Origin of the sequence: Streptomyces sp. NPDC051913, assembly GCF_044593635.1 — a bacterium.
Classification (GTDB): domain Bacteria; phylum Actinomycetota; class Actinomycetes; order Streptomycetales; family Streptomycetaceae; genus Streptomyces.
In genome coordinates this window covers 489,387-512,733 of record NZ_JBIUCI010000003.1, presented here as the reverse complement: position 1 = coordinate 512,733, position 23,347 = coordinate 489,387, and the positions used below count along the sequence as shown (strand labels likewise).

Below are 23,347 nucleotides of genomic sequence, written 5' to 3'. Positions count from 1 at the left end.
GAGTACCGTTCGCCTGCGAGTGCCGTGCGGCGCGGCGACACGGGCGGCCGGGGCAGGGACCGGACATCGGGAAACGGGGCGGAATGGACACGTACGACACAGGCTCGGAGGCCCGGCAGGGGGCCGACGAGCCGCGTGCCCCCGTGCCTCCCGCCGAACCGGCCCCCTTGCTGTTGCCGCACCCCCCGCCCGCGCCCGCCGACCCCCGCACCGGCGTCGCCGCGCTGTCCCTCCGCTACCAGATCGGTGCCGCGCTGGCCCTGGCGATCGTGGCGGTCACCGTCTGCGTGCACCTCGGGATGACGTTCCTGCACGTCGCGCCCGCGAACGCGGTCACCAAGCAGCACGGCAGGGCGATCGACGACTGGATCTACCCGGAGTTCGAGCAGAACTGGAAGCTGTTCGCGCCGAACCCGCTCCAGCAGAACATCGCCGTCCAGGTGCGCGCCCAGATCCTGGCCGCGGACGGCACCGTCCGGACCACCGACTGGTACGACCTGTCCGCCGAGGACGGCCGGGCCATCGACGGCAATCTGCTGCCCAGCCACACCCAGCAGAACGAGCTGCGCCGGGCCTGGGACTTCTTCTCCGCCACCCACGGCACCGACAACCGGCCCGTGGGGCTGCGCGGCGCACTGTCGGAGACGTATCTGCGCCGGATCGTGGTCATGCGCCTTGACCGGGACGACGCTGCGGGGCCCGGCGGGAGCGTCGAGCGGGTGCAGGTCCGGTCCGTGTCCACGAACGTGCGGCCGCCCGAGTGGAGCCAGGAACAGGTCTCCGACAAGCCCGTCCACCGCGAACTGCCCTGGTGGTCGGTCACGCGGGCCGACCAGGTGGGAGGCGAGCGATGAACCGGCTCTCCCTGGCACTCTCCCGGGCCATCGCCCGGGTCACCGAGTCGGCCCTCGGCCCGTACCAGGCCGCCGTGGTCCGCATCGGCTTCAGCGCCACCTGGCTGCTCTTCCTGCTGCGCGAGCTGCCGCACCGCGGTGAGCTGTACGGCCCCGACGGCCCGTGGAGCTGGGACCTCGCCGAGCAGCTGATCGCCGGCAACGGCGCGTTCACCGCGCTGATGTGGTCCGACGGACAGGTCTGGTTCGAGCTCGTCTACGCCCTCGCCGTGTTCTCCAGCGCCCTGCTGCTGGTGGGCTGGCGCACCCGCACGATGTCCGTGCTCTTCATGGTCGGCGTGCTCTCGCTGCAGAACCGCAGCATCTTCATGGGCGACGGCGGTGACAACGTCCTGCACCTGATGTGCCTCTACCTGGTGTTCACCCGCTGCGGCCAGGTGTGGTCGCTGGACGAGCGCCGGGCACGCACGCGTGGGGAGCACGTCCCGGACCGGGTCGGGCCCGTCCTGTGGGTGGTGCTCGGGCTGGTGCTGATCGCGGCGACGGGCGCCGGCAGGCTCTTCGAGGGCGACCCGTTCGTCCCCTCGCTGCTGTGGGCGCTCTGGCTGTCGCTGGGCGTGTGGTGGGCGGTCGGACGGCTGGCGCGGACCGATCAGCCCCGCATCCTGCTGGAGGTCGTCACCAACCTCGTGCACAACGGCGCCCTGCTCGTGATCATGGCCGAGGCCTGTCTGATCTACGCCACCGCGGGCTGGTACAAGATCCAGGGCTCCCGCTGGCAGGACGGCACCGCCGTCTACTACCCGCTGCACCTGGACTACTTCTCCCCCTGGCCCGGCCTCGCGGACGCGCTGGCCGCCAACTCCACGATGGTGCTGCTCATCACGTACGGCACCGTCGTCGTGCAGGTCGCCTTCCCGTTCACGCTGTTCAACCGGCGGGTCAAGAACGTCCTGCTGGCGGCCATGATGACCGAGCACGCCGTGATCGCCGTCGTCCTCGGGCTGCCGTTCTTCTCACTCGCGATGATCGCCGCCGACGCCGTGTTCCTGCCGACGCCGTTCCTGCGCCGGCTGGGCGGCTGGGCGGCACGCGCGCGTGAGCGCCTCACGGCCGGGCGGGGCCGGACGACGCTGCCGCAGCCCCGCGCCCCCGAGAGCGCCGAGGAGCCGCACGTAGGCTTCACGGCATGACCGACCCCGCCGACCCCGCAGGCTCTGTGTCCGTCTGGCACCGGCTCGCCGACTCCGCCGTCCTGCTCGACGGCTTCCACGCCCTCAAGCACGCGCTGCGCTTCGGGGCCGAGGTGCCGGTGGCGGTCACCACCGACCGTGCGGCCACGCTCGCCCTCGCCGCCGACCTGGCCGCCGACGTGCGCGAGACGCTGGAGCCGCTGCTGACGGAGGTGGCGCAGGGGGCGTACGAGAAGCTCGTGCCTCGCCCGCATCCGACCGGCGTGGCCGCCCTGGCGGTACGGCCGTCCCGCGCGGCGAACCTGGCGGCGCTGGCGCGCGTCCCCCGTCCCGCGCCCGTGGTGGTCCTCGACAACCCGCGCAACCTCGGCAACGCGGGAGCCGTGATCCGGCTGGCGGCGGGATTCAGGGCGACCGGTGTGATCACCACGGGCACGCTCGACCCCTGGCATCCGACGGTGGTGCGCGGGGGCGCGGGGCTGCACTTCGCGACGGCGGTGGAGCGGGTGGCGGTCGAGGAGCTGCCCCCGGGCCCGCTCTTCGCCCTTGACCCGGAGGGCGACGACATCCGGGGCGTGAAGCTTCCGGACGACGCCGTCCTCGCGTTCGGCTCGGAGCGCAGTGGGCTCTCCGCCGAGCTGCGCGCCCGCACCGACCATCTGGTGGCGCTGCCCATGAGGCCCCAGGTCTCCAGCTACAACCTCGCGACGAGCGTGGGGATGACGCTGTACCACTGGAGCCTCACGGCGGACTTCTAGGGCAGGCGCTACGCCTCCCGGCGCACTTCCACGACCCGGAAGCGGTTGGCGACGAACGCGCCGTCGGTGAGGGCCGCGTTGGCCGCAGGATTGCCGCCCGAGCCGTGGAAGTCGGAGAACGCGGCCGTCTGGTTGACGTACACCCCGCCCGTCAGGTTCAGCGACAGCTGCGCCGCCTCGTCGAAGCAGACCTCCTGGACGGCGCGCTCGACCTCGTCGTCGGTCGTGTAGGCGCCGACGGTCATCGCACCCTTCTCGCGCACGGTCCGCCGCAGCAGCTCCACCGCGTCCGCCGCCGAGTCGACCGCGACGGCGAAGGAGACCGGGCCGAAGCACTCGCTCATGTAGGCGGCCTCGTCATCCGGCTTGGCGCCGTCCAGCTTCACGATGACCGGGGTGCGCACGACCGCGTCCGGGAACTCCGGGTTGGCGATCTCCCGGGAGGCGAGGGCGACTTCGCCGAGCCCGGCCGCGGCCTCCAGGCGGGCCTTGACGTCCGGGTTGACGATCGCGCCGAGCAGGGCGTTGGCGCGCGCGTCGTCGCCGAGCAGGCCGTCGACCGAGCGGGCCAGGTCGGCGGCGACCTCGTCGAAGGTCTTGGGGCCCTCGTCGGTGCGGATGCCGTCGCGCGGGATGAGGAAGTTCTGCGGGGTGGTGCACATCTGGCCGCTGTAGAGGGACAGCGAGAACGCCAGGTTGGAGAGCATGCCCTTGTAGTTCGCCGTGGAGTCGACCAGCACCGTGTTGACGCCGGCCTTCTCCGTGTAGACCTGCGCCTGGCGGGCGTTGGTCTCCAGCCAGTCGCCGAACGACGTCGAGCCGGTGTAGTCGATGATCCGGATCTCCGGGCGCGTGGCGAGGGTCTTGGCGATGCCCTCACCCGGCCGCTCGGCGGCCAGCGCCACCAGGTTCGGGTCGAAGCCGGCGGCGGCCAGCACCTCGCGCGCGACCTGGACGGTGAGCGCGAGCGGCAGCACCGCGCGCGGGTGGGGCTTGACCAGGACCGCGTTGCCGGTGGCCAGGGACGCGAACAGGCCCGGGTAGCCGTTCCACGTCGGGAAGGTGTTGCAGCCGATCATCAGGGCGATCCCGCGCGCGACCGGCGTGAACTGCTTGGTCAGCGCGAGCGGGTCGCGCTTGCCCTGGGGCTTGCTCCACTCCGCGGTGTCGGGGGTGCGGACCTGCTCCACGTACGCGTACGCCACCGCCTCCAGGCCGCGGTCCTGCGCGTGCGGGCCGCCTGCCTGGAACGCCATCATGAAGGCCTGGCCGGAGGTGTGCATGACCGCGTGCGCGAACTCGTGGGTCCGGTCGCTGATGCGCTTGAGGATCTCCAGACAGACCACCGCGCGGATCTCCGCGCCGGCTTCCCGCCAGGCCTTCTGGCCCGCCTTCATGGCGGGCAGCAGCACGTCCACGTCCGCGTGCGGGTACTCGACGTCCAGCTGTGGGCCGTACGGGGAGACCTCGCCGCCCACCCAGCCGTCCGTGCCGGGCTGGCCGAGGTCCAGGCGGGTGCCGAGGAGGGCGTCGAAGGCCGCCTTGCCCGCCGCCGCGTCCAGGCTGCCGTTCTCGCCGTAGGCCTTGGGGTGCTCCGGGTGCGGGGACCAGTACGCGCGCGTGCGAATCGCTTCCAGCGCCTGGTCGAGGGTGGGCCGGTGCTGGGCGATCAGCTCGTGGGCGGTCAGTTCGGCGGCCATGCGGGACCAACTCCTCGTCTGGAGAACTCTTCGTCGAGCTCATGACCTGGGCACGACCATGGTCGGAACCATGGGCAGGAACGGCCAGTCAGAGTTAGAGTAACCGAACGATCGGTCGGGACAAGGGGGTCCGCCGCATCTGTGGAAAACCCCGTGCGGGAGGATCGCGCACATGACAGCACTCGACCTCAGCAGCCCCGTGGCCGTCGTCGGCACCGGCACCATGGGCCAGGGCATCGCCCAGGTCGCGTTGGTCGCCGGCCACCTCGTACGGCTGTACGACGCCGCCCCCGGGCGCGCCCAGGACGCGGCCGATGCGATCGGCGCCCGCCTCGACCGGCTCGTCGAGAAGGACCGTCTCTCCGCCGCAGACCGCGATGCCGCACGCGCGCGTCTGACGGCCGCGGCCGAGCTCTCCGACCTCGCCGACTGCTCCCTGGTGGTCGAGGCCGTCCTGGAGCGGCTCGACGTCAAGCAGGAGCTGTTCCGCGCGCTGGAGGACGTGGTCGGCGAGGACTGTCTGCTCGCCACCAACACCTCGTCCCTGTCGGTCACCGCCATCGGTGGCGCCCTGCGCAACCCCGGCCGCCTGGTGGGCCTGCACTTCTTCAACCCGGCCCCGCTGCTGCCGCTCGTCGAGGTGGTCTCCGGGTTCGCCACCGACGTCACGTCGGCCACGCGCGCGTACGAGACGGCACGCGCGTGGGGCAAGACGCCGGTCGCCTGCGCCGACACCCCCGGCTTCATCGTCAACCGCATCGCCCGGCCGTACTACGCCGAGGCCTTCGCGGTCTACGAGGCCCAGGGCGCCGACCCCGCCACCATCGACGCGGTGCTGCGCGAGTCGGGCGGCTTCAAGATGGGCGCCTTCGAGCTCACCGACCTCATCGGGCAGGACGTCAACGAGTCCGTCACCCACTCGGTCTGGCAGTCCTTCTTCCAGGACGTCCGCTTCACGCCCTCGCTCGCCCAGCGCCGCCTGGTCGAGTCGGGCCGCCTCGGCCGCAAGAGCGGGCACGGCTGGTACGACCACGGCCCCGACGCCGAGCCGGCCGAGCCGCACACCGCCGAACCGGCCCAGGCGCCCGCGTACGTCGTCGCCGAGGGCGACCTGGGCCCTGCCTCCGAACTGCTCGCGCTGATCCGCGAGGCCGGCATCCAGGTCCGCGAGGACGAGGAGGACCACGGGACGCGGCTGGTGCTGCCCAGCGGCGGCCAGCTGGCGCTCGCCGACGGGCAGACGTCGGTGGAGTTCCGGGACGTCGTCTACTTCGACCTCGCCCTCGACTACCGCCGCGCCACCCGCATCGCCCTGTCCGCCTCCCAGGACACCGCCCCGAAGACCCTCGCCGAGGCCATCGGCCTCTTCCAGGCGCTCGGCAAGGACGTCAGCGTCATCGGCGACGTCCCCGGCATGATCGTCGCCCGCACGGTCGCCCGGATCGTCGACCTCGCGCACGACGCGGTCGCCAAGGGCGTGGCCACGGAGGAGGACATCGACACGGCGATGCGACTCGGCGTCAACTACCCGCTGGGCCCCTTCGAATGGAGCCGCAGGCTCGGCCGCAACTGGGCCTACGCCCTCCTCGACGACCTGCACCTGCGCGACCCCAGCGGCCGCTACGCCCCGTCCCTCGCGCTGTACCGCCACGCGTACGCCACCGACAAGAGGGAGGGCAGTACGTCATGACCACCGCCAAGCGCGACACGTACACCCCCGAGACGCTGCTGTCCGTCGCCGTGCAGGTCTTCAACGAGCGCGGCTACGACGGCACCTCCATGGAGCACCTCTCCAAGGCGGCCGGGATCTCCAAGTCCTCGATCTACCACCACGTGGCGGGCAAGGAGGAGCTGCTGCGCAGGGCGGTCAGCCGCGCGCTGGACGGCTTGTTCGGCATCCTCGACGAGGAGCACGCGCGCGAGGGGCACGCCGCCGAGCGCCTGGAGTACGTGGTCCGGCGCATGGTCGAGGTCCTGATCGCCGAACTCCCCTACGTCACCCTGCTGCTGCGCGTGCGCGGCAACACCGGCACCGAGCGCTGGGCCCTGGAGCGCCGCCGCGACTTCGACCACCGGGTCGCCGAACTGCTGAAGGCGGCGGCCGCGGAGGGTGACGTACGCGCCGACGTGGAGGTACGTCTCGCGACCCGGCTCGTCTTCGGAATGATCAACTCCATCGTGGAGTGGTACCGGCCGGACGGGCGGGGGATGAACGAGCGGGAAGTGGCGGACGCGGTGGTGCAGTTGGTGTTCGGGGGGCTGCGGCGGGGCGCCTGAGTACCCGCGCGCGGGCGGGGTGAGTACGGCTCCGGATGCCGGACCGGCCTCACGCTGATGAGCTGGGCACATGATCCGGACCGCTCATCGCCACCCCACCTGGTGGAAGGCGCCCCTGGCCGCCTCCCTGCTCGGCCTGCCGTTCCTCGTCCTGGAGTACCGCTGGTTCGCGTCCCATCACGAGACCGGCGCCTTCGGGGGCGTGCTCTACTGGGCCGCCGCTCTCCTCGTGTTCGCGTGGGCTCTGCCGCACCGCCGGGCCCTGCGGGCGACACGCATGATGGCCGCCGGGGCCGGACTCGGGTTCGCGCTGCTGCCGATGCTGTGGGTGATGCTCGCGATCGTGGCGACGTCCGGGGCCTGACCGATCGGGCCGGCCGCTCAGCCCTGCGGCTCCAGATCCTCCTCCTCGAAGACCAGGAGCGTGCGCGTGCTCAGTACCTCCGGGATCGCCTGGAGGCGAGTGAGGACCAGTTCGCGCAGGGATCTGTTGTCCGGCGTGTGCACCAGGAGCAGCACGTCGAAGTCGCCGCCGACCAGGGCGATGTGGGAGGCGCCGGGAAGTTGGCGCAGCTGTTCGCGGACCGTGCGCCAGGTGTTCTGGACGATCTTCAGGGTGATGTACGCCGACGTGCCCTGACCCGCGCGTTCGTGGTCGACACGGGCGCCGAAGCCGCGGATGACGCCGTCCTCGATGAGGCGGTTGATACGCGCGTAGGCGTTGGCGCGGGAGACGTGGACCCGTTCGGCGACGGACCTTATCGACGCGCGGCCGTCGACCTGGAGCATCTGAAGGATGTCCTGGTCGATGGCGTCGAGGGGGCGCGGCGGTGGCAGGGGGGTGCCGCCCTCCGGGCCTTCGGCCATTTGTTCAGGTGCCATGTCCCCCCGCCTCCCTACCATGGACGTACTGCGTTCATTGCAGGCTGTGGAGAACCGTTTGTCCACAGCCTGAGGGTGCCTGTAGCCAAAATGTGCCGACGACCGAACAATCGGTAGGTGAGGCGCATCACAACCCGTGACGCGTCTGAAGCCGCTCCCACGAGGAGGTGCCGTCATGACGGTCATGGAGCAGCGGGGCGCGTACCGGCCATCACCGCCGCCCGCCTGGCAGCCCCGTACCGACCCCGCGCCGCTGCTGCCCGACGCGGAGCCGTACCGCGTCCTCGGCACAGAGGCCGCCGGGAAGGCCGACCCCGGCCTGCTGCGCCGCCTCTACGGGGAACTGGTGCGCGGCCGTCGGTACAACGCGCAGGCGACCGCCCTCACCAAGCAGGGCCGCCTCGCCGTCTACCCCTCCAGCACCGGCCAGGAGGCCTGCGAGGTCGCCGCCGCGCTGGTCCTTCAGGACCGTGACTGGCTCTTCCCCAGCTACCGGGACACCCTCGCCGCCGTCGCCCGGGGCCTGGACCCCGTGCAGGCGCTGACGCTGCTGCGCGGTGACTGGCACACCGGCTACGACCCGCACGAGCACCGTGTGGCGCCCCTGTGCACCCCGCTGGCCACCCAGCTCCCGCACGCCGTGGGCCTCGCGCACGCCGCCCGCCTCAAGGGCGACGACGTGGTCGCGCTCGCCATGGTCGGCGACGGCGGCACCAGCGAGGGCGACTTCCACGAGGCGCTGAACTTCGCCGCCGTCTGGCAGGCGCCGGTCGTCTTCCTCGTCCAGAACAACGGCTTCGCCATCTCCGTCCCGCTCGCCAAGCAGACCGCGGCCCCGTCGCTGGCCCACAAGGCCGTCGGCTACGGCATGCCCGGCCGGCTGGTCGACGGCAACGACGCGGCGGCCGTGCACGAGGTCCTCGCCGACGCCGTACGCCGCGCGCGTGAGGGCGGCGGACCCACCCTCGTCGAGGCCATCACGTACCGCGTGGAGGCCCACACCAACGCCGACGACGCGACCCGCTACCGCGGTGACACGGAGGTCGACGCCTGGCGCGACCACGACCCGATCAAGCTCCTGGAGCAGGAGCTGACCACGCGCGGGCTCCTCGACGACGCCGGCATACAGGCCGCCCGTGACGCCGCCGAGACCATGGCCGCCGACCTGCGCGAGCGCATGAACCAGGACCCGGCGCTCGACCCCATGGACCTGTTCGACCACGTCTACGCCGAACAGACCCAGCAACTTCGCGAGCAGCGGGCCCAGTTGCGGGCCGAGCTCGAAGCAGAGGGGGAGACTCCATGACCACCGTCGCGGTGAAGCCCGCCACCATGGCGCAGGCCCTCACGCGCGCGATGCGCGACGCGATGGCCGCCGACCCCACCGTCCATGTCATGGGCGAGGACGTCGGCACCCTCGGCGGTGTCTTCCGCGTCACCGACGGCCTCGCCAAGGAGTTCGGCGAGGACCGCTGCACCGACACCCCGCTCGCCGAGGCCGGCATCCTCGGCACGGCCGTCGGCATGGCGATGTACGGGCTCAGGCCGGTCGTGGAGATGCAGTTCGACGCGTTCGCCTACCCGGCGTTCGAGCAGCTGATCAGCCATGTCGCCCGGATGCGCAACCGCACGCGCGGCGCGATGCCCCTGCCGATCACCATCCGGGTCCCCTTCGGCGGCGGCATCGGCGGCGTCGAGCACCACAGCGACTCCTCCGAGGCGTACTACCTGGCGACCCCGGGGCTCCATGTCGTCACACCGGCCACGGTCGCCGACGCCTACGGCCTGCTGCGCGCCTCGATCGCCTCCGACGACCCGGTCGTCTTCCTCGAACCCAAGCGCCTGTACTGGTCGAAGGACTCCTGGAACCCGGACGAGCCGCAGAGCGTTGAGCCGATAGGCCGCGCGGTGGTGCGGCGCTCGGGCCGGAGCGCCACGCTCATCACGTACGGGCCGTCCGTACCCGTCTGCCTCGAAGCCGCCGAGGCGGCCCGGGCCGAGGGGTGGGACCTCGAAGTCGTCGACCTGCGCTCCCTGGTGCCGTTCGACGACGAGACGGTCTGCGCCTCGGTACGGCGGACCGGACGCGCGGTCGTCGTACACGAGTCGGGCGGGTTCGGCGGCCCGGGCGGGGAGATCGCGGCCCGTGTCACGGAGCGCTGCTTCCACCATCTGGAGGCGCCGGTGCTGCGCGTGGCCGGGTTCGACATCCCCTACCCGCCGCCGATGCTGGAGCGTCACCACCTGCCCGGCGTGGACCGGATCCTGGACGCGGTGGGGCGTCTGCAGTGGGAGGCCGAGAACTGATGGCACAGGTGTTGGAGTTCAAGCTCCCCGACCTCGGGGAGGGGCTCACCGAGGCGGAGATCGTCCGCTGGCTGGTGGAGGTCGGTGACGTCGTCGCCGTCGACCAGCCGGTCGTCGAGGTCGAGACCGCCAAGGCGCTGGTCGACGTGCCCTGCCCCTACGGCGGTGTCGTCACGGCCCGCTTCGGCGAGGAGGGCACGGAACTGCCCGTCGGGGCGCCGCTGATCACGGTCGCGGTGGGGGCGCCCGCCTCCGCCTCCGACGGTTCGGCGGAGGAGGCCGACGCGAAGACCGAGGGTTCCGGCAACGTGCTGGTGGGATACGGCACCTCGGAGGCACCGGCGCGGCGCAGAAGGGTACGGACGCCTGCGGCGCCCAAGGCGGCCAACGGGCGCCCTGCCGTTCCCGAAGTGGTGGAGGGGCCGGTTCCGGTGATCTCGCCGCTGGTGCGCAGGCTTGCCCGGGAGAACGGCCTCGATCTGCGGGAGTTGACCGGGTCAGGACCTGAGGGGCTGATCCTGCGGGCGGACGTGGAGTACGCGCTGAAGGCGGCCACGACCCAAGGGCGTCCCGCCTCCCAGCCGACGGCCGCCGCGCACGTCCCGGAACCGACGCCCACGCCCACGTCCCTCACCGGCCCCGCCGCCGGAGGCATCCGCACCCCCCTCAAGGGCATCCGCGGTGCCGTCGCCGACAAGCTGTCCCGCAGCCGGCGCGAGATCCCGGACGCCACCTGCTGGGTGGACGCCGACGCGACCGAACTCATGCGCGCGCGTGCCGCGATGAACGCGGCCGGGGGACCGAAGATCTCCTTGCTCGCCCTGCTGGCCCGCATCTGCACGGCGGCCCTCGCCCGCCACCCCGAGCTCAACTCCACGGTCGACATGGCGGCCAGGGAGGTCGTCCAGTTCGATGAGGTGCACCTCGGCTTCGCCGCCCAGACCGAGCGCGGCCTCGTCGTGCCCGTCGTCCGGGACGCGCACGCGCGGGACGCCGAGTCGCTGTCCGCGGAGTTCGCCCGGCTGACCGAGGCCGCCCGCACGGGAGGTCTCACGCCCGGGGAACTCACCGGCGGGACCTTCACGTTGAACAACTACGGCGTCTTCGGCGTCGACGGTTCCACGCCGATCATCAACCACCCCGAGGCCGCCATGCTCGGCGTCGGCCGCATCATTCCCAAGCCGTGGGTGCACGAGGGAGAGCTGGCGGTACGACAGGTCGTCCAGCTGTCGCTCACCTTCGACCACCGCGTCTGCGACGGCGGCACGGCGGGCGGCTTCCTGCGCTACGTGGCGGACTGCGTCGAACAACCGGCGGTGCTCCTGCGCACGCTCTGACCGGGCGCCCCACGCGCACCCCGCGGTGACCCGTCACGCGTCGCGCGGTGCCCCCCGGTGCACCCTGTGATTGCGGAGCCCCCGCGCGTTCCCTGTGATCGCTGCGGACCGCATACTCGGAGGGTGACCTCGTACGAGCCCGTGGGCTCCCCCGGTGCCGACCTCGGGTACGACGTCGTCGTGCTTGCCGGGGGTGCCGCTCGGCGGCTCGGGGGCGTGGACAAGCCCGGCGTGCGCGTGGGCGGGCGGGCCTTGCTGGAGCGGGTGTTGGCCGCCTGTGCCGACGCCCGTACCACCGTCGTCGTCGCCGACCCCCGGCCCACCGCCCGGCCCGTCACCTGGGCCCGCGAGGAGCCACCCGGCGGCGGCCCCCTCGCCGCGCTCGGCGCCGGGCTGCGCCCCACCACGGCGCGGGACGTCGTCGTCCTCTCCGCCGACCTGCCGTTCCTCACGGCGGACACCGTCCGCCGGCTGCTGACCGCCCTGCGCGCGGCCGGCACCGAGGGAGCGCTGCTCACCGACGCCGACGGCCGCGACCAACCCCTCGTCGCCGCCTACCGCGCCTCCGCACTGCGCCGCGAGCTCACCACGCTCACGCAAGCGCACGACGGCCTCACCGGGCTGCCCCTGCGCCGGCTCACCGCAGGACTCCACCTCACCCGTGTCCCGGACCCCGTCGCGTCCTTCGACTGCGACACCTGGGACGACATCGCCGCCGCCAGGGCACGTATCAGGGAGCATGGACCCGTGCTGGATGAATGGATCTCCGCAGTCAAGGACGAGCTGGGCATCGATCTCGACGTCGACACCGGCGTCCTGCTCGACCTCGCCCGCGACGCCGCCCACAACGTGGCCAGGCCCGGGGCGCCGCTGACCACCTTCCTCGTCGGCTATGCCGCCGCGCAGGCCGGGGGAGGGCCCGAGGCGGTCGCCGAAGCCGCCCGAAAGGCCACCGCCCTCGCCCTCGCCTGGCCCGATGAGGAAACGGCCGATCCCAAGCCCGGCGACACCAGCACGGCCTCCGGCACGGACGCCGGATGACCGCCCGCTCCGCCCGGACCGGCGCCGAGACCGACGACGCCGAGGATCTGGACGTCGAGGAGGTGCTCGCCCTCGTGAACGACCACCGAGACGCGGGCCGCACCCAGGGCGAGACACCGCCGCCGGTGCCCCCGCCCACCGCGCCGACGCAGAGCGATACCGCGGGCAAGCCCGACACCCACCACCGCGCCACCCCCTGGCCCGAGGCCCGTGCCATCGCCGCCCGAGCGGCCCGAGCGGCCCGAGCGGCCCGCGCGGCCCGCCCCGGCAGTCGGACCGCCCACCGCACCCCCGTCTCCGTGCCCCTGGACACAGCCCTCGGCCTCACCCTGGCCGCCCCCCTCACCGCCCTCACCGATCTGCCCTCCTTCGACACCTCGGCGATGGACGGCTGGGCGGTCGCCGGGCCGGGACCATGGGACGTACGGGACGAGGGTGTCCTGGCCGGGCACGCCGAGCCCCAGCCGCTCAGCGACGGCGAGGCGGTCCGGATCGCGACCGGCGCCCGTATCCCGCCGGACACCACCGCGGTCCTGCGCAGCGAGCACGGCCGTACCGACCACCAGGGCCGGCTGCACGCCCTGCACGCGACCAAGCACGGCCAGGACATCCGCCCGCGCGGCCAGGAATGCCGCGAAGGCGACCAACTCCTGCCCGTGGGCACCCTCGTGACCCCGGCCGTCCTCGGGCTCGCCGCGGCCGCCGGGTACGACACCCTCATCGCGGTCCCCCGCCCCCGCGTCGAAGTCCTCGTCCTGGGCGACGAGTTGCTCACCGAGGGGCGGCCGCGTGAAGGCCTCATCCGGGACGCGCTCGGCCCCATGCTGCCGCCCTGGCTGCGCGCACTCGGCGCCGAGGTCATCGCCGTACGCCGACTCGGCGACGACGCGAGCGCCCTGCACAAGGCGATCACCGGCTCCGACGCCGACCTCATCGTCACCACCGGCGGCACCGCCTCCGGCCCCGTCGACCACGTCCACCCCACCTTGCAGCGGATCGGCGCCGAACTCCTCGTCAACGGCGTGAAGGTGCGCCCCGGCCATCCGATGCTGCTGGCCCGTATCAAGGAGAACCAGCACCTCGTCGGTCTGCCCGGCAACCCCCTCGCCGCCGTCTCCGGCCTGCTCACCCTCGCCGAGCCGCTGCTGCGGACGCTCGCCGCCCATCCCGCTCCGGAGGCGTACGGGCTTCCCCTGCGGGACGAGGTCCACGGCCACCCGCACGACACCCGGCTCATTCCCGTCGTCCTGCGCGGTGACAGTGCCGTCCCGCTGCACTACAACGGTCCGGCCATGCTGCGCGGTATCGCGGCGGCCGACGCCCTGGCCGTCGTACCGCCCGGTGGTGCGCGGGCGGGTCAGGAGCTGGAACTTCTCGATCTGCCCTGGGCGTCCGCCGGGATCGGGGTGTGTTTCACGTGAAACTTCCGGGCCATGACGCGATCGCCCGCCAGGCGGACGAGCATCTCGTGACCCATCGGGTGAAGCTCCCGAAGAAGGTGGTGGAGCACCCGTTCCGGCAGGTCGCCAAGCGGGTCCTCATGGCGCTGCTGGTGCTGTCGGCGACCGCGTTGCTCGTGTACTTCGACCACGACGGCTACAACGACACCTCCGATGGCTCGGTCGACTTCCTCGACGCCTGGTACTACGCGACCGTCACCCTCTCCACCACCGGATACGGCGACATCACCCCGGTCAGCGACGCCGCCCGGCTCACCAACATCTTCGTCGTCACGCCCCTGCGCGTGCTGTTCCTGATCATCCTGGTCGGCACCACGCTCGAAGTCCTCACCGAACGCACCCGGGAGGAATGGCGGCTCAACCGCTGGAGGTCCACCTTGCGTGAGCACACCGTCGTCGTCGGCTTCGGGACCAAGGGGCGGTCGGCGATCCAGACCGTCTGTGCCACGGGACTGAAGAAGGAGCAGGTGGTCGTGGTCGACCCCAGCTCCAAGGTGATCGACGCCGCGACCGCCGAAGGCTTCGCGGGGGTCATCGGGGACGCGACGCGCAGCGATGTGCTGAAGCGGGCCGAGGTCCACAAGGCGCGGAAGATCATCATCGCGACGCAGCGGGACGACACCGCCGTCCTTGTCACCCTCACCGCACGGCAGCTCAACAAAAGCGCCAAGATCGTGGCCGCGGTGCGCGAGGAGGAGAACGCCCCGCTGCTCAAGCAGTCCGGCGCGGACGCCGTCATCACCAGTGCGAGCGCGGCCGGGCGGCTGCTCGGGCTGTCCGTGCTGAGCCCGGCTGCCGGCATGGTGATGGAGGACCTCGTCCAGCAGGGCAGCGGCCTCGACATCATCGAACGGCCGGTCATAAAGGCCGAGGTGGGCATGGGCCCGCGGGAGACCTCCGACCTGGTGGTGAGTGTCGTACGAGGGCATCGGGTGCTCGGCTACGACGATCCGGCCATCGGGGCGCTGGAGCTGACCGACCGTTTGATCACCATCGTGCGGGCGTCGCCGGGCGCCCAGGTGGCACCCGACGTCCGGCCGCTGCCGCAGGACTGAGACACCTCATTTGCGGTTGTAGAGACGCATGGTGATCGGGCCGAAGACCAGCACGAACAGGGCCGCCCACCCCAGCGACCAGGCGATCTCGTCGGCCGGCCAGTCGCCCGCCATCAGCCCTCGTACGGCCGAGGAAAGATGGGTGATGGGGCTGTTGTTGACGAACGCCTGGAGCCAGCCCGGCATGGTCTTCGGGTCGACGAAGACGTTGGACAGGAAGGTCAGCGGGAAGATCACCATCATGCTGACGCCCATCACCGACTTCTCCGTGCGCAGCATCAGCCCGAACATGGTCCAGATCCACGAGAACGCGAAGGAAAACGTGACCAGCAGGGCGATCCCGGCGAGCACACCGCCGACCCCGCCGTCCGGGCGGTAGCCGATGATCATGCCGACGACGAGCATCACGACCGAGGCGATCGTGTAGCGCAGGGCGTCGCCCAGCAGATAGCCGACCATCGTCGACGGCCGCCAGATGGGCAGTGACCGGAACCGGTCGAAGACGCCCTTCTCGATGTCGGTGTTCACGGAGACACCCGTGTACATCGTGATCATCACGACCGACATCACCAGGATCCCCGGCAGCAGGAACTGGATGTACTCCTTCGGGGAGCCGGCCAGGGCGCCCCCGAACAGGTACGTGTACATCAGCACCATCATGATCGGGAACGCGGTCACGTCGAAGAGCTGCTCGGGGACGTGCTTGATCTTCAGGATCGCCCGCCAGCCGAAGGTGAGGGAGGCGGACAGCGCGCTGGGCCGCGGTGGCCGCTCCCCGGCGACCAGCAGCGCGGCCAGCGACTCGGCGCTGACGGGGGCGAGGTCCTTGGCCTCGGTGGTGGTCGCGGTGCTCATGCCGCCGCCTCTTCCTTCGCGTCGGGGGCTTCGTGGGTGTCGTGTCCGGTGAGGGCGAGGAACACCTCGTCCAGGCTGGGCTGGCCCAGCGAGAAGTTGTCGACGGTGATGCCGGCCCGGGCCAGTTCGGCGAGCGCGCGGGAGGCCTGCTCCGCCGCGGAGTCGTTGGCCCCGGACAGCCGTGCCGTGAGCGCCACCGGGTCCGGCTCCTGCTGTACGTCCGTGTCGAGCGCGAGCCTCAGCACCCGCTCCGCCTCCGGCCGCCGCGCCGGATCACGCAGCCGCAGATGCACGGACCCGGCGCCCACGGACGCCTTCAGCTCGCCCTTGGTCCCCTCGGCGATCACCTTTCCGCGGTCGATGACGGCGATCCGCGACGCCAGCTGGTCGGCCTCGTCCAGATACTGCGTGGTCAGCAGCACGGTGGTGCCCTGCGCGACGACCGCGCGCACGATGTCCCACACCTGGTTGCGGCTGCGCGGGTCGAGCCCGGTCGTCGGCTCGTCGAGGAACAGCAGATCGGGGGTGTTAAGGATGGACGCGGCGATGTCGATACGGCGCCGCATGCCGCCCGAGTAGTGCTTGACCTGCTTTCCGGCCGCGTCCGTGAGACCGAAGGCCTCCAGCAACTGCCCGGCCCGCACCCGCGCGGACTTCTTGTGGTGGCCGAGGAGACGGCCGAGCAGGATCAGGTTCTCCAGACCGGTGAGGTCCTCGTCGACCGAGGCGTACTGGCCGGTGAGGCTCACCCGGCCGCGTACCTCGTCGGCCTCGCGGACGACGTCGTGGCCGAAGACATGGGCTTCGCCGCCGTCGGGGCGCAGCAGGGTGGCGAGCATCTTCACGGTGGTGGTCTTGCCGGCGCCGTTCGGACCGAGGACGCCGTAGACCGTCCCCGCCGGGACGGCGAGGTCGACTCCGTCCACGGCCCGGGTCTCGCCGAACGTCTTCACCAGTCCCGCGGTCTCGATGGCCAGGCCGGAGGTGCTCCGGCTCGGGGTGGGGCTCATGACGGGGTGTCCTTCCGCGTGCGGGTCGCGTGCGCGTGCTTGGGCTACGCATGGGGAGACCTTTACCGTCGCGCAAACTCATCGGTGACGCACAGGGATTTCCGGGCGGCCCCGCCCAAAGGCCGATGCGGCCCCGACCTGAGACCGATGCGGCCCCGACCTGAGACCGATGCGGGGCCGTCCGAAGGCCGATCGGCAGGGGACCGGAGACCGAGGAGTAGCGTCGCCCCCATGCGAGCGATCACGATTCCCGAACCCGGTGGGCCCGAGGCGTTGGTCTGGAGCGAGGTCCCCGATCCGGTGCCCGGCGAGGGCGAGGTACTGGTCGAGGTGGTGGCCAGTGCCGTCAACCGGGCCGACATCCTTCAGCGGCAGGGCTTCTACGATCCCCCGCCCGGCGCCTCCCCCTACCCCGGCCTGGAATGCTCCGGCCGGGTCGCCGCGCTCGGCACCGGCGTCTCCGGCTGGGCCGTCGGCGACGAGGTGTGCGCGCTGCTGGCGGGCGGCGGTTACGCCGAGAAGGTCGTCGTCCCGGCCGGTCAGCTGCTGCCCGTGCCCAAGGGGCTCGACCTGCGGGAGGCCGCCGCGCTGCCCGAGGTGACCTGCACGGTCTGGTCCAACGTCTTCATGGTCTCCCACCTGCGCCCCGGCGAGACCCTGCTCGTGCACGGCGGCTCCAGTGGCATCGGCACGATGGCGATCCAGCTCGCGAAGGCCGTCGGCGCGAAGGTCGCCGTGACGGCGGGCACCCGGGCCAAGCTCGACCGGTGTGCCGAGCTGGGCGCGGACATCCTGGTCAACTACAAGGAGCAGGACTTCGTCGAGGAGATCAGGAAGGCCACGGACGGCGCGGGCGCCGACGTCATCCTCGACAACATGGGCGCGAAGTACCTGGACCGCAACGTCAGGGCCCTCGCGGTCAACGGCCGTCTCGCGATCATCGGCATGCAGGGCGGCATCAAGGGCGAGCTGAACATCGCCATGCTCCTCTCCAAGCGCGCCGCCGTCAGCGCGACCTCGCTGCGCGCGCGCCCGCTGAGCGAGAAGACGTCGATCGTGGCGGCCGTACGCGAACACGTCTGGCCCCTCCTCGACGGCGGCCACGTCCGCCCGGTCGTCGACCGGCAGATCCCCATGGGCGACGCGGCGGAGGCCCACCGGGTGGTGGAGGAGAGCGGCCACGTGGGCAAGGTGCTGCTGGTGGTGGAGTAGGCGGGGGCAGGGGGATCCGTTTCGGCCGCGGGTCGTGGGGGCTGGTCGCGCAGTTCCCCGCGCCCCTTGGGTCGGCTGCTCAGCCCTTGGTTGTCAGCCGCGGCGTAGGCGCATGCCCAGCAGGGCGAGCGCGAGACCCAGACCGATCAGGACCAGTCCGCTGCCGAGCGGCAGGACGCGCAGGACGGGCTCGGTGGGGTGCGTGGCCTCTGTGACGGACTGCTCGACCGGCTGCCGCGACGGCGCGACGGGCCGCCGCGACGCCTCCGGTACGGCGGTGGCGGCGCCGTCGGCCGCATGCTCCGCGCCCTCGTCCGTCGCCGCCGAGTCCTCCGCTCCTGTGTCCTCCGGCTCTGTGTCCTCCGCTCCCGTGTCCTCCGGCCTTGTGTCCTGCGTCCCGCTGTCCGCTTCCTCTGTCGCCCCGTCGTCCTCCATCCGCCGCCCCGGGCGCTCGCGCCCCTCGCCCGCCAGGCTCCCTGCCCGGGACGGCTCGGCGTGCGGGGCGGGAGCGTGCCGGCCGGGGCGCGGGGATGCCGCGGACGGTGCCGGGGAGGCCGTTTCCCGAGGTGAATGCGGTACGTGGGTCGCGGCCCCTTCGGGTACGTGGGTGGCGGCCCCTTCGGATACATGGGTGGCGGTACCCTCCGACGCGTGCACTCCCGGCGTCGGCCCGGCGCTCATCGCCGCCACCTGCGCCACCTTTGCCACCGCGTCGTACGGCAGCAGCACCGCCCCACCCGTTCCCAGGGCGATCACCAGTCCCGTAGTGCGCACGGTGCGCAGCCATCGCGTCACAGCACCAGCGTCACATCGCCCCACGATTCCGGCATCACGGGTACCGCCGCCGGGTCCAACCCCCACGGAATCGGCCGCACCGTAAACGGTGGATCACCCTCCACCGGGGGCACCCCACTGATGAGGTGTACGGGTGCGAGAGAATGGCGGCATGGAGATGCCGAGGAACGAACGGTCGTCCGAACAGCCGCAGATCCTGGTCGTGGGCCAGGACGGGATGGCGCTCGGCGGCACCGGGGACGAGGACTCCCGCGAGCTTCCGGTGACGGAGATGGTGGAGCAGCCCGCCAAGGTCATGCGGATCGGCAGCATGATCAAGCAGCTGCTGGAGGAGGTGCGCGCGGCTCCTCTCGACGAGGCGAGCCGGGTCCGGCTGAAGGAGATCCACCGCAGCTCCGTCAAGGAGCTGGAGGACGGTCTGGCGCCGGAGCTCGTCGAGGAGCTGGAGCGGCTCTCCCTGCCCTTCTCGGACGGGGCGACCCCGAGCGACGCCGAACTGCGGATCGCGCAGGCCCAGTTGGTGGGCTGGCTGGAGGGCCTCTTCCACGGCATCCAGACCACGCTGTTCGCCCAGCAGATGGCCGCGCGGGCCCAGTTGGAGCAGATGCGCCGGGCGTTGCCGCCGGGCGTGGGCCACGACGGCGAGGACGGGCACCCGGGCGCACGCTCCGGCGGGCCGTACCTCTAGACGGTCAGCCAGTAGCAACCCAGCGACGAGACGGTCAGCGAGAAGGGGGCCGGTGTCCGTGGACGCCGGCCCCCTTCACTCATGTCTCACGCCCAGGTGATCAGCCGCTTGGGCTGCTCCAGGATCGCGGCCACGTCCGCCAGCACCTTGGAGCCGAGTTCCCCGTCCACCAGGCGGTGGTCGAAGCTGAGCGCCAGCGTGGTGACCTGACGCGGCTTCACCTTGCCCTTGTGGACCCACGGCTGGAGCTTGATCGCGCCGACCGCGAGGATCGCGGACTCGCCGGGGTTGAGGATGGGCGTACCGGTGTCGACGCCGAAGACGCCGACGTTGGTGATCGTCACCGTGCCGCCCTGCATCGCGGCCGGGGAGGTCTTCCCGTCCCGAGCCGTCGACACCAACTCACCGAGCGATTGAGCCAGTTGCGGCAGCGTCTTGGTGTGGGCGTCCTTGATGTTCGGGACGATCAGGCCGCGCGGGGTGGCCGCGGCGATGCCCAGGTTCACATAGTGCTTGAGCACGATCTCCTGGTTGGCCTCGTCCCAGGAGGCGTTGACGTCGGGGTTGCGCTTGATCGCGACCAGCAGGGCCTTGGCGATGAGGAGGAGCGGGTTGACCCGCAGCCCCGCCATCTCCTTGTCCTGCTTGAGCTCCTCGACCAGCTTCATCGTCCGGGTCACGTCGACGGTCACGAACTCCGTGACATGCGGGGCTGTGAACGCCGAGCCGACCATCGCCGCCGCGGTCGCCTTGCGCACGCCCTTGACCGGGACACGCGTCTCGCGCGCGGTGTCGTACGTCGGCACGGGCGCGGGAGCCTGGACAGGCGCCGGTGCCGCTACGGCCTCCGGGGCCGGGGCCGCCGCCGCGTGGACGTCCTCGCGCGTGATGATGCCGTCCGGGCCGGACGGGACGACCGTCGCCAGGTCGACGCCGAGGTCCTTGGCCAGCTTGCGCACCGGCGGCTTCGCCAGCGGACGCTCCTGAACCACCGGGGCGGCCGGGGTGGCCACCGCGCCCCCGTGGCCGTTCAGCTCGCTCTGGATCGCCGCCGAAGCCTCCTGGACCGGGATCTGGGGCCCCTTGCGGGGGCGGCGCTTGGTCGAGGACGCGGCGACGCCGTAGCCGACCAGGACGGGCTGGCGTCCCTCGGGCTTCTTCTCGGGCTCGGGAGCCGCAGAGGTCACGGGGGCCGCCTCAGGGGCCGGGGCGGCCGCCCCGCCCGACACGTCCACCGCGATGATCGACGTGCCCACGTCGACCGTGGTGCCCTCGGGGAAGTGGAGTTCCCGGACGACACCGTCGTAGGGGATGGGCAGCTCGACGGCCGCCTTGGCGGTCTCGACCTCGCACACCACCTGGCCGTCGGTGACCGTGTCACCGGGCTGGACGTACCACTTGAGGATCTCGGCCTCGGTGAGTCCCTCGCCCACGTCGGGCATCTTGAACTCGCGTACGGACGCTTCAGTCATCGTCGTCACGACCCTCTCCTCAGTACGCCAGGGCACGGTCGACGGCATCGAGTACCCGGTCCAGGCCCGGCAGGTACTCCTCCTCGATGCGGGCCGGCGGGTAGGGGGCGTGGTAGCCGCCGACCCGGAGCACCGGGGCCTCCAGGTGGTAGAAGCAGCGCTCCGTGATGCGGGCGGCGATCTCGGCGCCCGAGCCGAAGAACACCGGCGCCTCGTGGACCACGACCAGACGGCGGGTCTTCTCCACCGAGGCCTGGATCGCGTCGAAGTCCAGCGGGGACACCGAGCGCAGGTCCAGGACCTCCAGGTTGCGGCCCTCCTCGGCCGCGGCGTCCGCGACCTCCAGGCAGGTCTTCACCATCGGGCCGTAGGCCACCAGGGTCAGGTCGGTGCCCTCGCGGACCACCTTGGCCTTGTGCAGCGGGCCCGGGATGGCCTCGGTGTTGACCTCGCCCTTGTCCCAGTAGCGCCGCTTGGGCTCGAAGAAGATCACCGGGTCGTCGCTCTGGATGGCCTGCTGCATCATCCAGTACGCGTCGGAGGAGTTGGAGGGCGTGACGATCTTCAGGCCCGCCACGTGCGCGAAGAGCGCCTCCGGCGACTCCGAGTGGTGCTCGACCGCGCCGATACCGCCGCCGTAGGGGATGCGGATGACGACGGGGAGCTTGACCTTGCCCAGCGAGCGGGCGTGCATCTTCGCGAGCTGGGTGACGATCTGGTCGTAGGCCGGGAAGACGAAGCCGTCGAACTGGATCTCCACCACCGGGCGGTAGCCGCGCAGTGCGAGGCCGATCGCGGTGCCGACGATGCCCGACTCGGCGAGCGGGGTGTCGATGACGCGGCTCTCGCCGAAGTCCTTCTGGAGGCCGTCCGTCACGCGGAAGACGCCGCCGAGCTTGCCGACGTCCTCGCCCATGACCAGGACCTTGGGGTCGGCCTCCAGGGCGCGGCGCAGCGATTCGTTGATCGCCTTGGCCAGCGGCATCTTCGGGGAAGTCTCGGTCGCCATGTCAGGCCCCCTCTCCGTCGGCGAACGACGCCTGGTAGGCGGCGAACTGGGCTCGTTCCTCGTCGACCAGCGCGTGTCCGTCCGCATACGCGTGCTCGAAGAGGGCGAAGCGGTCCGGGTCCGGCATGGCACGCACCGCTTCGCGCACTCGTTTGCCCAACGCCTCGCTCTCGGCCTCCAGTTCCGCGAAAAAGCCCTCGTCCGCGTGGTTTGAGGCCTCCAGGTACCGGCGCAGGCGCAGGATCGGGTCCTTGGCCTCCCAGGCCTGGCGCTCCTCGTCACCGCGGTAGCGGGTCGGGTCGTCGGAGGTGGTGTGGGCGCCCATCCGGTAGGTGAACGCCTCGACCAGGGTGGGGCCCTCGCCGCTGCGGGCGCGCTCCAGCGCCCACTTCGTCACCGCGAGGCAGGCCAGCACGTCGTTGCCGTCGACCCGGACGCCCGGGAAGCCGAAGCCCTGCGCGCGCTGGTAGAGCGGGACGCGGGTCTGCTTCTCGGTGGGCTCGGAGATCGCCCACTGGTTGTTCTGGCAGAAGAACACCACGGGGGCGTTGTAGACCGCGGAGAAGGTGAAGGACTCGGCGACATCGCCCTGGCTGGAGGCGCCGTCACCGAAGTACGCGATGACCGCGCTGTCGGCGCCGTCCTTGGTGATGCCCATCGCGTAGCCCGTGGCGTGCAGGGTCTGGGAGCCGATGACGATCGTGTAGAGCTGGAAGTTGTTGCTGTTGGGGTCCCAGCCGCCGTTGTTCACGCCGCGGAACATGCCCAGCAGGTTCTCCGGCGGGACGCCGCGGCACCAGGCGACGCCGTGCTCGCGGTAGGTCGGGAAGACGTAGTCGTCCTCGCGGGTGGCCCGCCCGGAGCCGATCTGGGCGGCCTCCTGGCCGAGCAGCGAGGCCCACAGGCCCAGCTCGCCCTGGCGCTGAAGGGAGGTGGCCTCGGCGTCGAAACGGCGGGTGAGCACCATGTCGCGGTACAGACCACGGAGCTCTTCGGGGGTGATACCGGCGACGTACTTGTCGTACGCGGCGTTCTTGACGCGCTTGCCCTCGGGCGTCAGCAGCTGAACCAGTTCGGGCTCGGTGCTCGGGGACTTCCTGGTCCCGGCGCTGCGTCGCGGTTTGCGCGCGGCAGTGCTCTCCACGGTCACGTGTGCTCCTCCGTCGGTCCGGCATCCGGGTTCGCCGGGTGCCAGTGCGGCTCACCTGAGGCCCTGCGGACGCACGGGGTGGGTGCGGACCGGTCGGGATCAGGCGTGACAAGGTGCCCCGGCGAGCGCCCTGCAAAAGGCACGTTACCCAGTGCTGCACATTTCTGTGAAACCCCTTCTGACCTGCGATTTTGCTTGGATTTCCAAGTAAGTCGATGCTTGGATTTCCTACTAGGTCGCGGAATTCGGGAACAGCTGCTGGTCACAGCCTTGCAGGAGGCCGGAGCAACGG

The 23,347-nt window shown here is 71.7% G+C and carries 22 protein-coding genes; 14 read left to right on the top strand and 8 right to left on the bottom strand.

The window, feature by feature from the left end; all coding sequences use genetic code 11:
* Positions 1–83 precede the first annotated feature (83 nt).
* The 3 genes from ACIHIX_RS11375 to ACIHIX_RS11365 are packed head-to-tail and all read left to right on the top strand — an operon-like array spanning position 84 to position 2,805.
* Positions 84–854 (top strand): DUF5819 family protein, encoded by a 771-nt coding sequence (locus tag ACIHIX_RS11375; RefSeq protein WP_399953172.1) that lies wholly within the window; start codon positions 84–86, stop codon positions 852–854.
* Positions 851–2,047: an HTTM domain-containing protein gene (locus ACIHIX_RS11370; RefSeq protein WP_399953169.1), complete on the top strand. Its 1,197-nt coding sequence runs from the start codon at positions 851–853 to the stop codon at positions 2,045–2,047. Before ACIHIX_RS11375 ends, ACIHIX_RS11370 begins: the two co-directional genes overlap by 4 nt.
* The gene (locus tag ACIHIX_RS11365; RefSeq protein WP_399953166.1) at positions 2,044–2,805 is read left to right on the top strand and encodes a TrmH family RNA methyltransferase; all 762 of its coding nucleotides are present in this window, start codon (positions 2,044–2,046) and stop codon (positions 2,803–2,805) included. The genes ACIHIX_RS11370 and ACIHIX_RS11365 overlap by 4 nt, the downstream gene beginning before the upstream one ends.
* Before the next feature lie 8 nt (positions 2,806–2,813).
* On the opposite strand, the gene paaN is transcribed toward ACIHIX_RS11365, so the two are convergent.
* Positions 2,814–4,505 carry a phenylacetic acid degradation protein PaaN gene (paaN, locus tag ACIHIX_RS11360; RefSeq protein ID WP_399953163.1) on the bottom strand — a complete coding sequence of 564 codons (1,692 nt, stop codon included), beginning with the start codon at positions 4,503–4,505 and terminating at the stop codon, positions 2,814–2,816.
* A gap of 172 nt (positions 4,506–4,677) precedes the next feature.
* Here paaN and ACIHIX_RS11355 point away from each other — a divergent pair, with 172 nt between their 5' ends.
* The 3 genes from ACIHIX_RS11355 to ACIHIX_RS11345 all read left to right on the top strand — a co-directional run bounded on the left by ACIHIX_RS11355 (position 4,678) and on the right by ACIHIX_RS11345 (position 7,146).
* Positions 4,678–6,195, top strand: a complete 1,518-nt coding sequence (locus ACIHIX_RS11355) for a 3-hydroxyacyl-CoA dehydrogenase (RefSeq protein ID WP_399953160.1) — start codon at positions 4,678–4,680, stop codon at positions 6,193–6,195.
* A complete protein-coding gene (locus ACIHIX_RS11350) occupies positions 6,192–6,782 on the top strand; it encodes a TetR/AcrR family transcriptional regulator (protein WP_399953158.1) in 591 nt (196 codons plus the stop codon). The genes ACIHIX_RS11355 and ACIHIX_RS11350 overlap by 4 nt, the downstream gene beginning before the upstream one ends.
* A 70-nt stretch (positions 6,783–6,852) precedes the next feature.
* Positions 6,853–7,146 carry a hypothetical protein gene (locus ACIHIX_RS11345; RefSeq protein WP_399953155.1) on the top strand — a complete coding sequence of 98 codons (294 nt, stop codon included), beginning with the start codon at positions 6,853–6,855 and terminating at the stop codon, positions 7,144–7,146.
* 17 nt (positions 7,147–7,163) lie between these two features.
* On the opposite strand, the gene ACIHIX_RS11340 is transcribed toward ACIHIX_RS11345, so the two are convergent.
* Entirely contained in the window at positions 7,164–7,649 is a 486-nt protein-coding gene (locus ACIHIX_RS11340; protein WP_387773914.1) for an Lrp/AsnC family transcriptional regulator, read from the bottom strand.
* 190 nt (positions 7,650–7,839) lie between these two features.
* Between ACIHIX_RS11340 and pdhA (ACIHIX_RS11335) the strand changes: the two genes are divergently transcribed.
* The 6 genes from pdhA (ACIHIX_RS11335) to ACIHIX_RS11310 all read left to right on the top strand — a co-directional run bounded on the left by pdhA (ACIHIX_RS11335) (position 7,840) and on the right by ACIHIX_RS11310 (position 14,864).
* A complete protein-coding gene (gene pdhA / locus ACIHIX_RS11335) occupies positions 7,840–8,970 on the top strand; it encodes a pyruvate dehydrogenase (acetyl-transferring) E1 component subunit alpha (protein WP_399953153.1) in 1,131 nt (376 codons plus the stop codon).
* Positions 8,967–9,971, top strand: a complete 1,005-nt coding sequence (locus ACIHIX_RS11330) for an alpha-ketoacid dehydrogenase subunit beta (RefSeq protein ID WP_399953150.1) — start codon at positions 8,967–8,969, stop codon at positions 9,969–9,971. Before pdhA (ACIHIX_RS11335) ends, ACIHIX_RS11330 begins: the two co-directional genes overlap by 4 nt.
* Complete coding sequence (locus tag ACIHIX_RS11325) at positions 9,971–11,308, top strand: dihydrolipoamide acetyltransferase family protein (RefSeq protein WP_399953147.1); 1,338 nt, start codon at positions 9,971–9,973, stop codon at positions 11,306–11,308. The genes ACIHIX_RS11330 and ACIHIX_RS11325 overlap by 1 nt, the downstream gene beginning before the upstream one ends.
* A gap of 123 nt (positions 11,309–11,431) precedes the next feature.
* Complete coding sequence (locus ACIHIX_RS11320; protein WP_399953144.1) at positions 11,432–12,349, top strand: NTP transferase domain-containing protein; 918 nt, start codon at positions 11,432–11,434, stop codon at positions 12,347–12,349.
* Positions 12,346–13,770, top strand: coding sequence for a molybdopterin molybdotransferase MoeA (locus tag ACIHIX_RS11315; RefSeq protein WP_399953142.1), 1,425 nt, complete (start codon positions 12,346–12,348; stop codon positions 13,768–13,770). Before ACIHIX_RS11320 ends, ACIHIX_RS11315 begins: the two co-directional genes overlap by 4 nt.
* Positions 13,767–14,864, top strand: a complete 1,098-nt coding sequence (locus tag ACIHIX_RS11310; protein WP_399953139.1) for a potassium channel family protein — start codon at positions 13,767–13,769, stop codon at positions 14,862–14,864. Before ACIHIX_RS11315 ends, ACIHIX_RS11310 begins: the two co-directional genes overlap by 4 nt.
* Positions 14,865–14,870: 6 nt before the next feature.
* On the opposite strand, the gene ACIHIX_RS11305 is transcribed toward ACIHIX_RS11310, so the two are convergent.
* A complete protein-coding gene (locus ACIHIX_RS11305) occupies positions 14,871–15,719 on the bottom strand; it encodes an ABC transporter permease (protein WP_399953137.1) in 849 nt (282 codons plus the stop codon).
* A complete protein-coding gene (locus ACIHIX_RS11300; protein WP_399953134.1) occupies positions 15,716–16,729 on the bottom strand; it encodes an ATP-binding cassette domain-containing protein in 1,014 nt (337 codons plus the stop codon). Before ACIHIX_RS11300 ends, ACIHIX_RS11305 begins: the two co-directional genes overlap by 4 nt.
* Before the next feature lie 231 nt (positions 16,730–16,960).
* On the opposite strand from ACIHIX_RS11300, the gene ACIHIX_RS11295 reads away from it, so the two are divergent.
* On the top strand, positions 16,961–17,941 hold the full coding sequence (locus ACIHIX_RS11295) for an NAD(P)H-quinone oxidoreductase (protein WP_399953132.1): 981 nt from the start codon (positions 16,961–16,963) through the stop codon (positions 17,939–17,941).
* A 93-nt stretch (positions 17,942–18,034) separates the two neighbouring features.
* Here the strand turns inward: ACIHIX_RS11295 and ACIHIX_RS11290 are convergent, their stop codons facing one another.
* On the bottom strand, positions 18,035–18,736 hold the full coding sequence (locus tag ACIHIX_RS11290) for a hypothetical protein (RefSeq protein ID WP_399953129.1): 702 nt from the start codon (positions 18,734–18,736) through the stop codon (positions 18,035–18,037).
* Positions 18,737–18,887: 151 nt separating this feature from the next.
* Between ACIHIX_RS11290 and ACIHIX_RS11285 the strand changes: the two genes are divergently transcribed.
* The gene (locus tag ACIHIX_RS11285) at positions 18,888–19,424 is read left to right on the top strand and encodes a bacterial proteasome activator family protein (protein ID WP_399953127.1); all 537 of its coding nucleotides are present in this window, start codon (positions 18,888–18,890) and stop codon (positions 19,422–19,424) included.
* 86 nt (positions 19,425–19,510) lie between these two features.
* On the opposite strand, the gene ACIHIX_RS11280 is transcribed toward ACIHIX_RS11285, so the two are convergent.
* Genes ACIHIX_RS11280 through pdhA (ACIHIX_RS11270) form a run of 3 tightly spaced genes read right to left on the bottom strand, consistent with a single transcriptional unit; the run spans position 19,511 to position 23,055 of the window.
* A complete protein-coding gene (locus tag ACIHIX_RS11280) occupies positions 19,511–20,905 on the bottom strand; it encodes a dihydrolipoamide acetyltransferase family protein (protein ID WP_399953124.1) in 1,395 nt (464 codons plus the stop codon).
* Between the two features lie 10 nt (positions 20,906–20,915).
* A complete protein-coding gene (locus tag ACIHIX_RS11275; protein WP_399953121.1) occupies positions 20,916–21,905 on the bottom strand; it encodes an alpha-ketoacid dehydrogenase subunit beta in 990 nt (329 codons plus the stop codon).
* Position 21,906: 1 nt separating this feature from the next.
* Positions 21,907–23,055: a pyruvate dehydrogenase (acetyl-transferring) E1 component subunit alpha gene (gene pdhA, locus ACIHIX_RS11270; protein WP_399953118.1), complete on the bottom strand. Its 1,149-nt coding sequence runs from the start codon at positions 23,053–23,055 to the stop codon at positions 21,907–21,909.
* Positions 23,056–23,347: the final 292 nt, after the last annotated feature.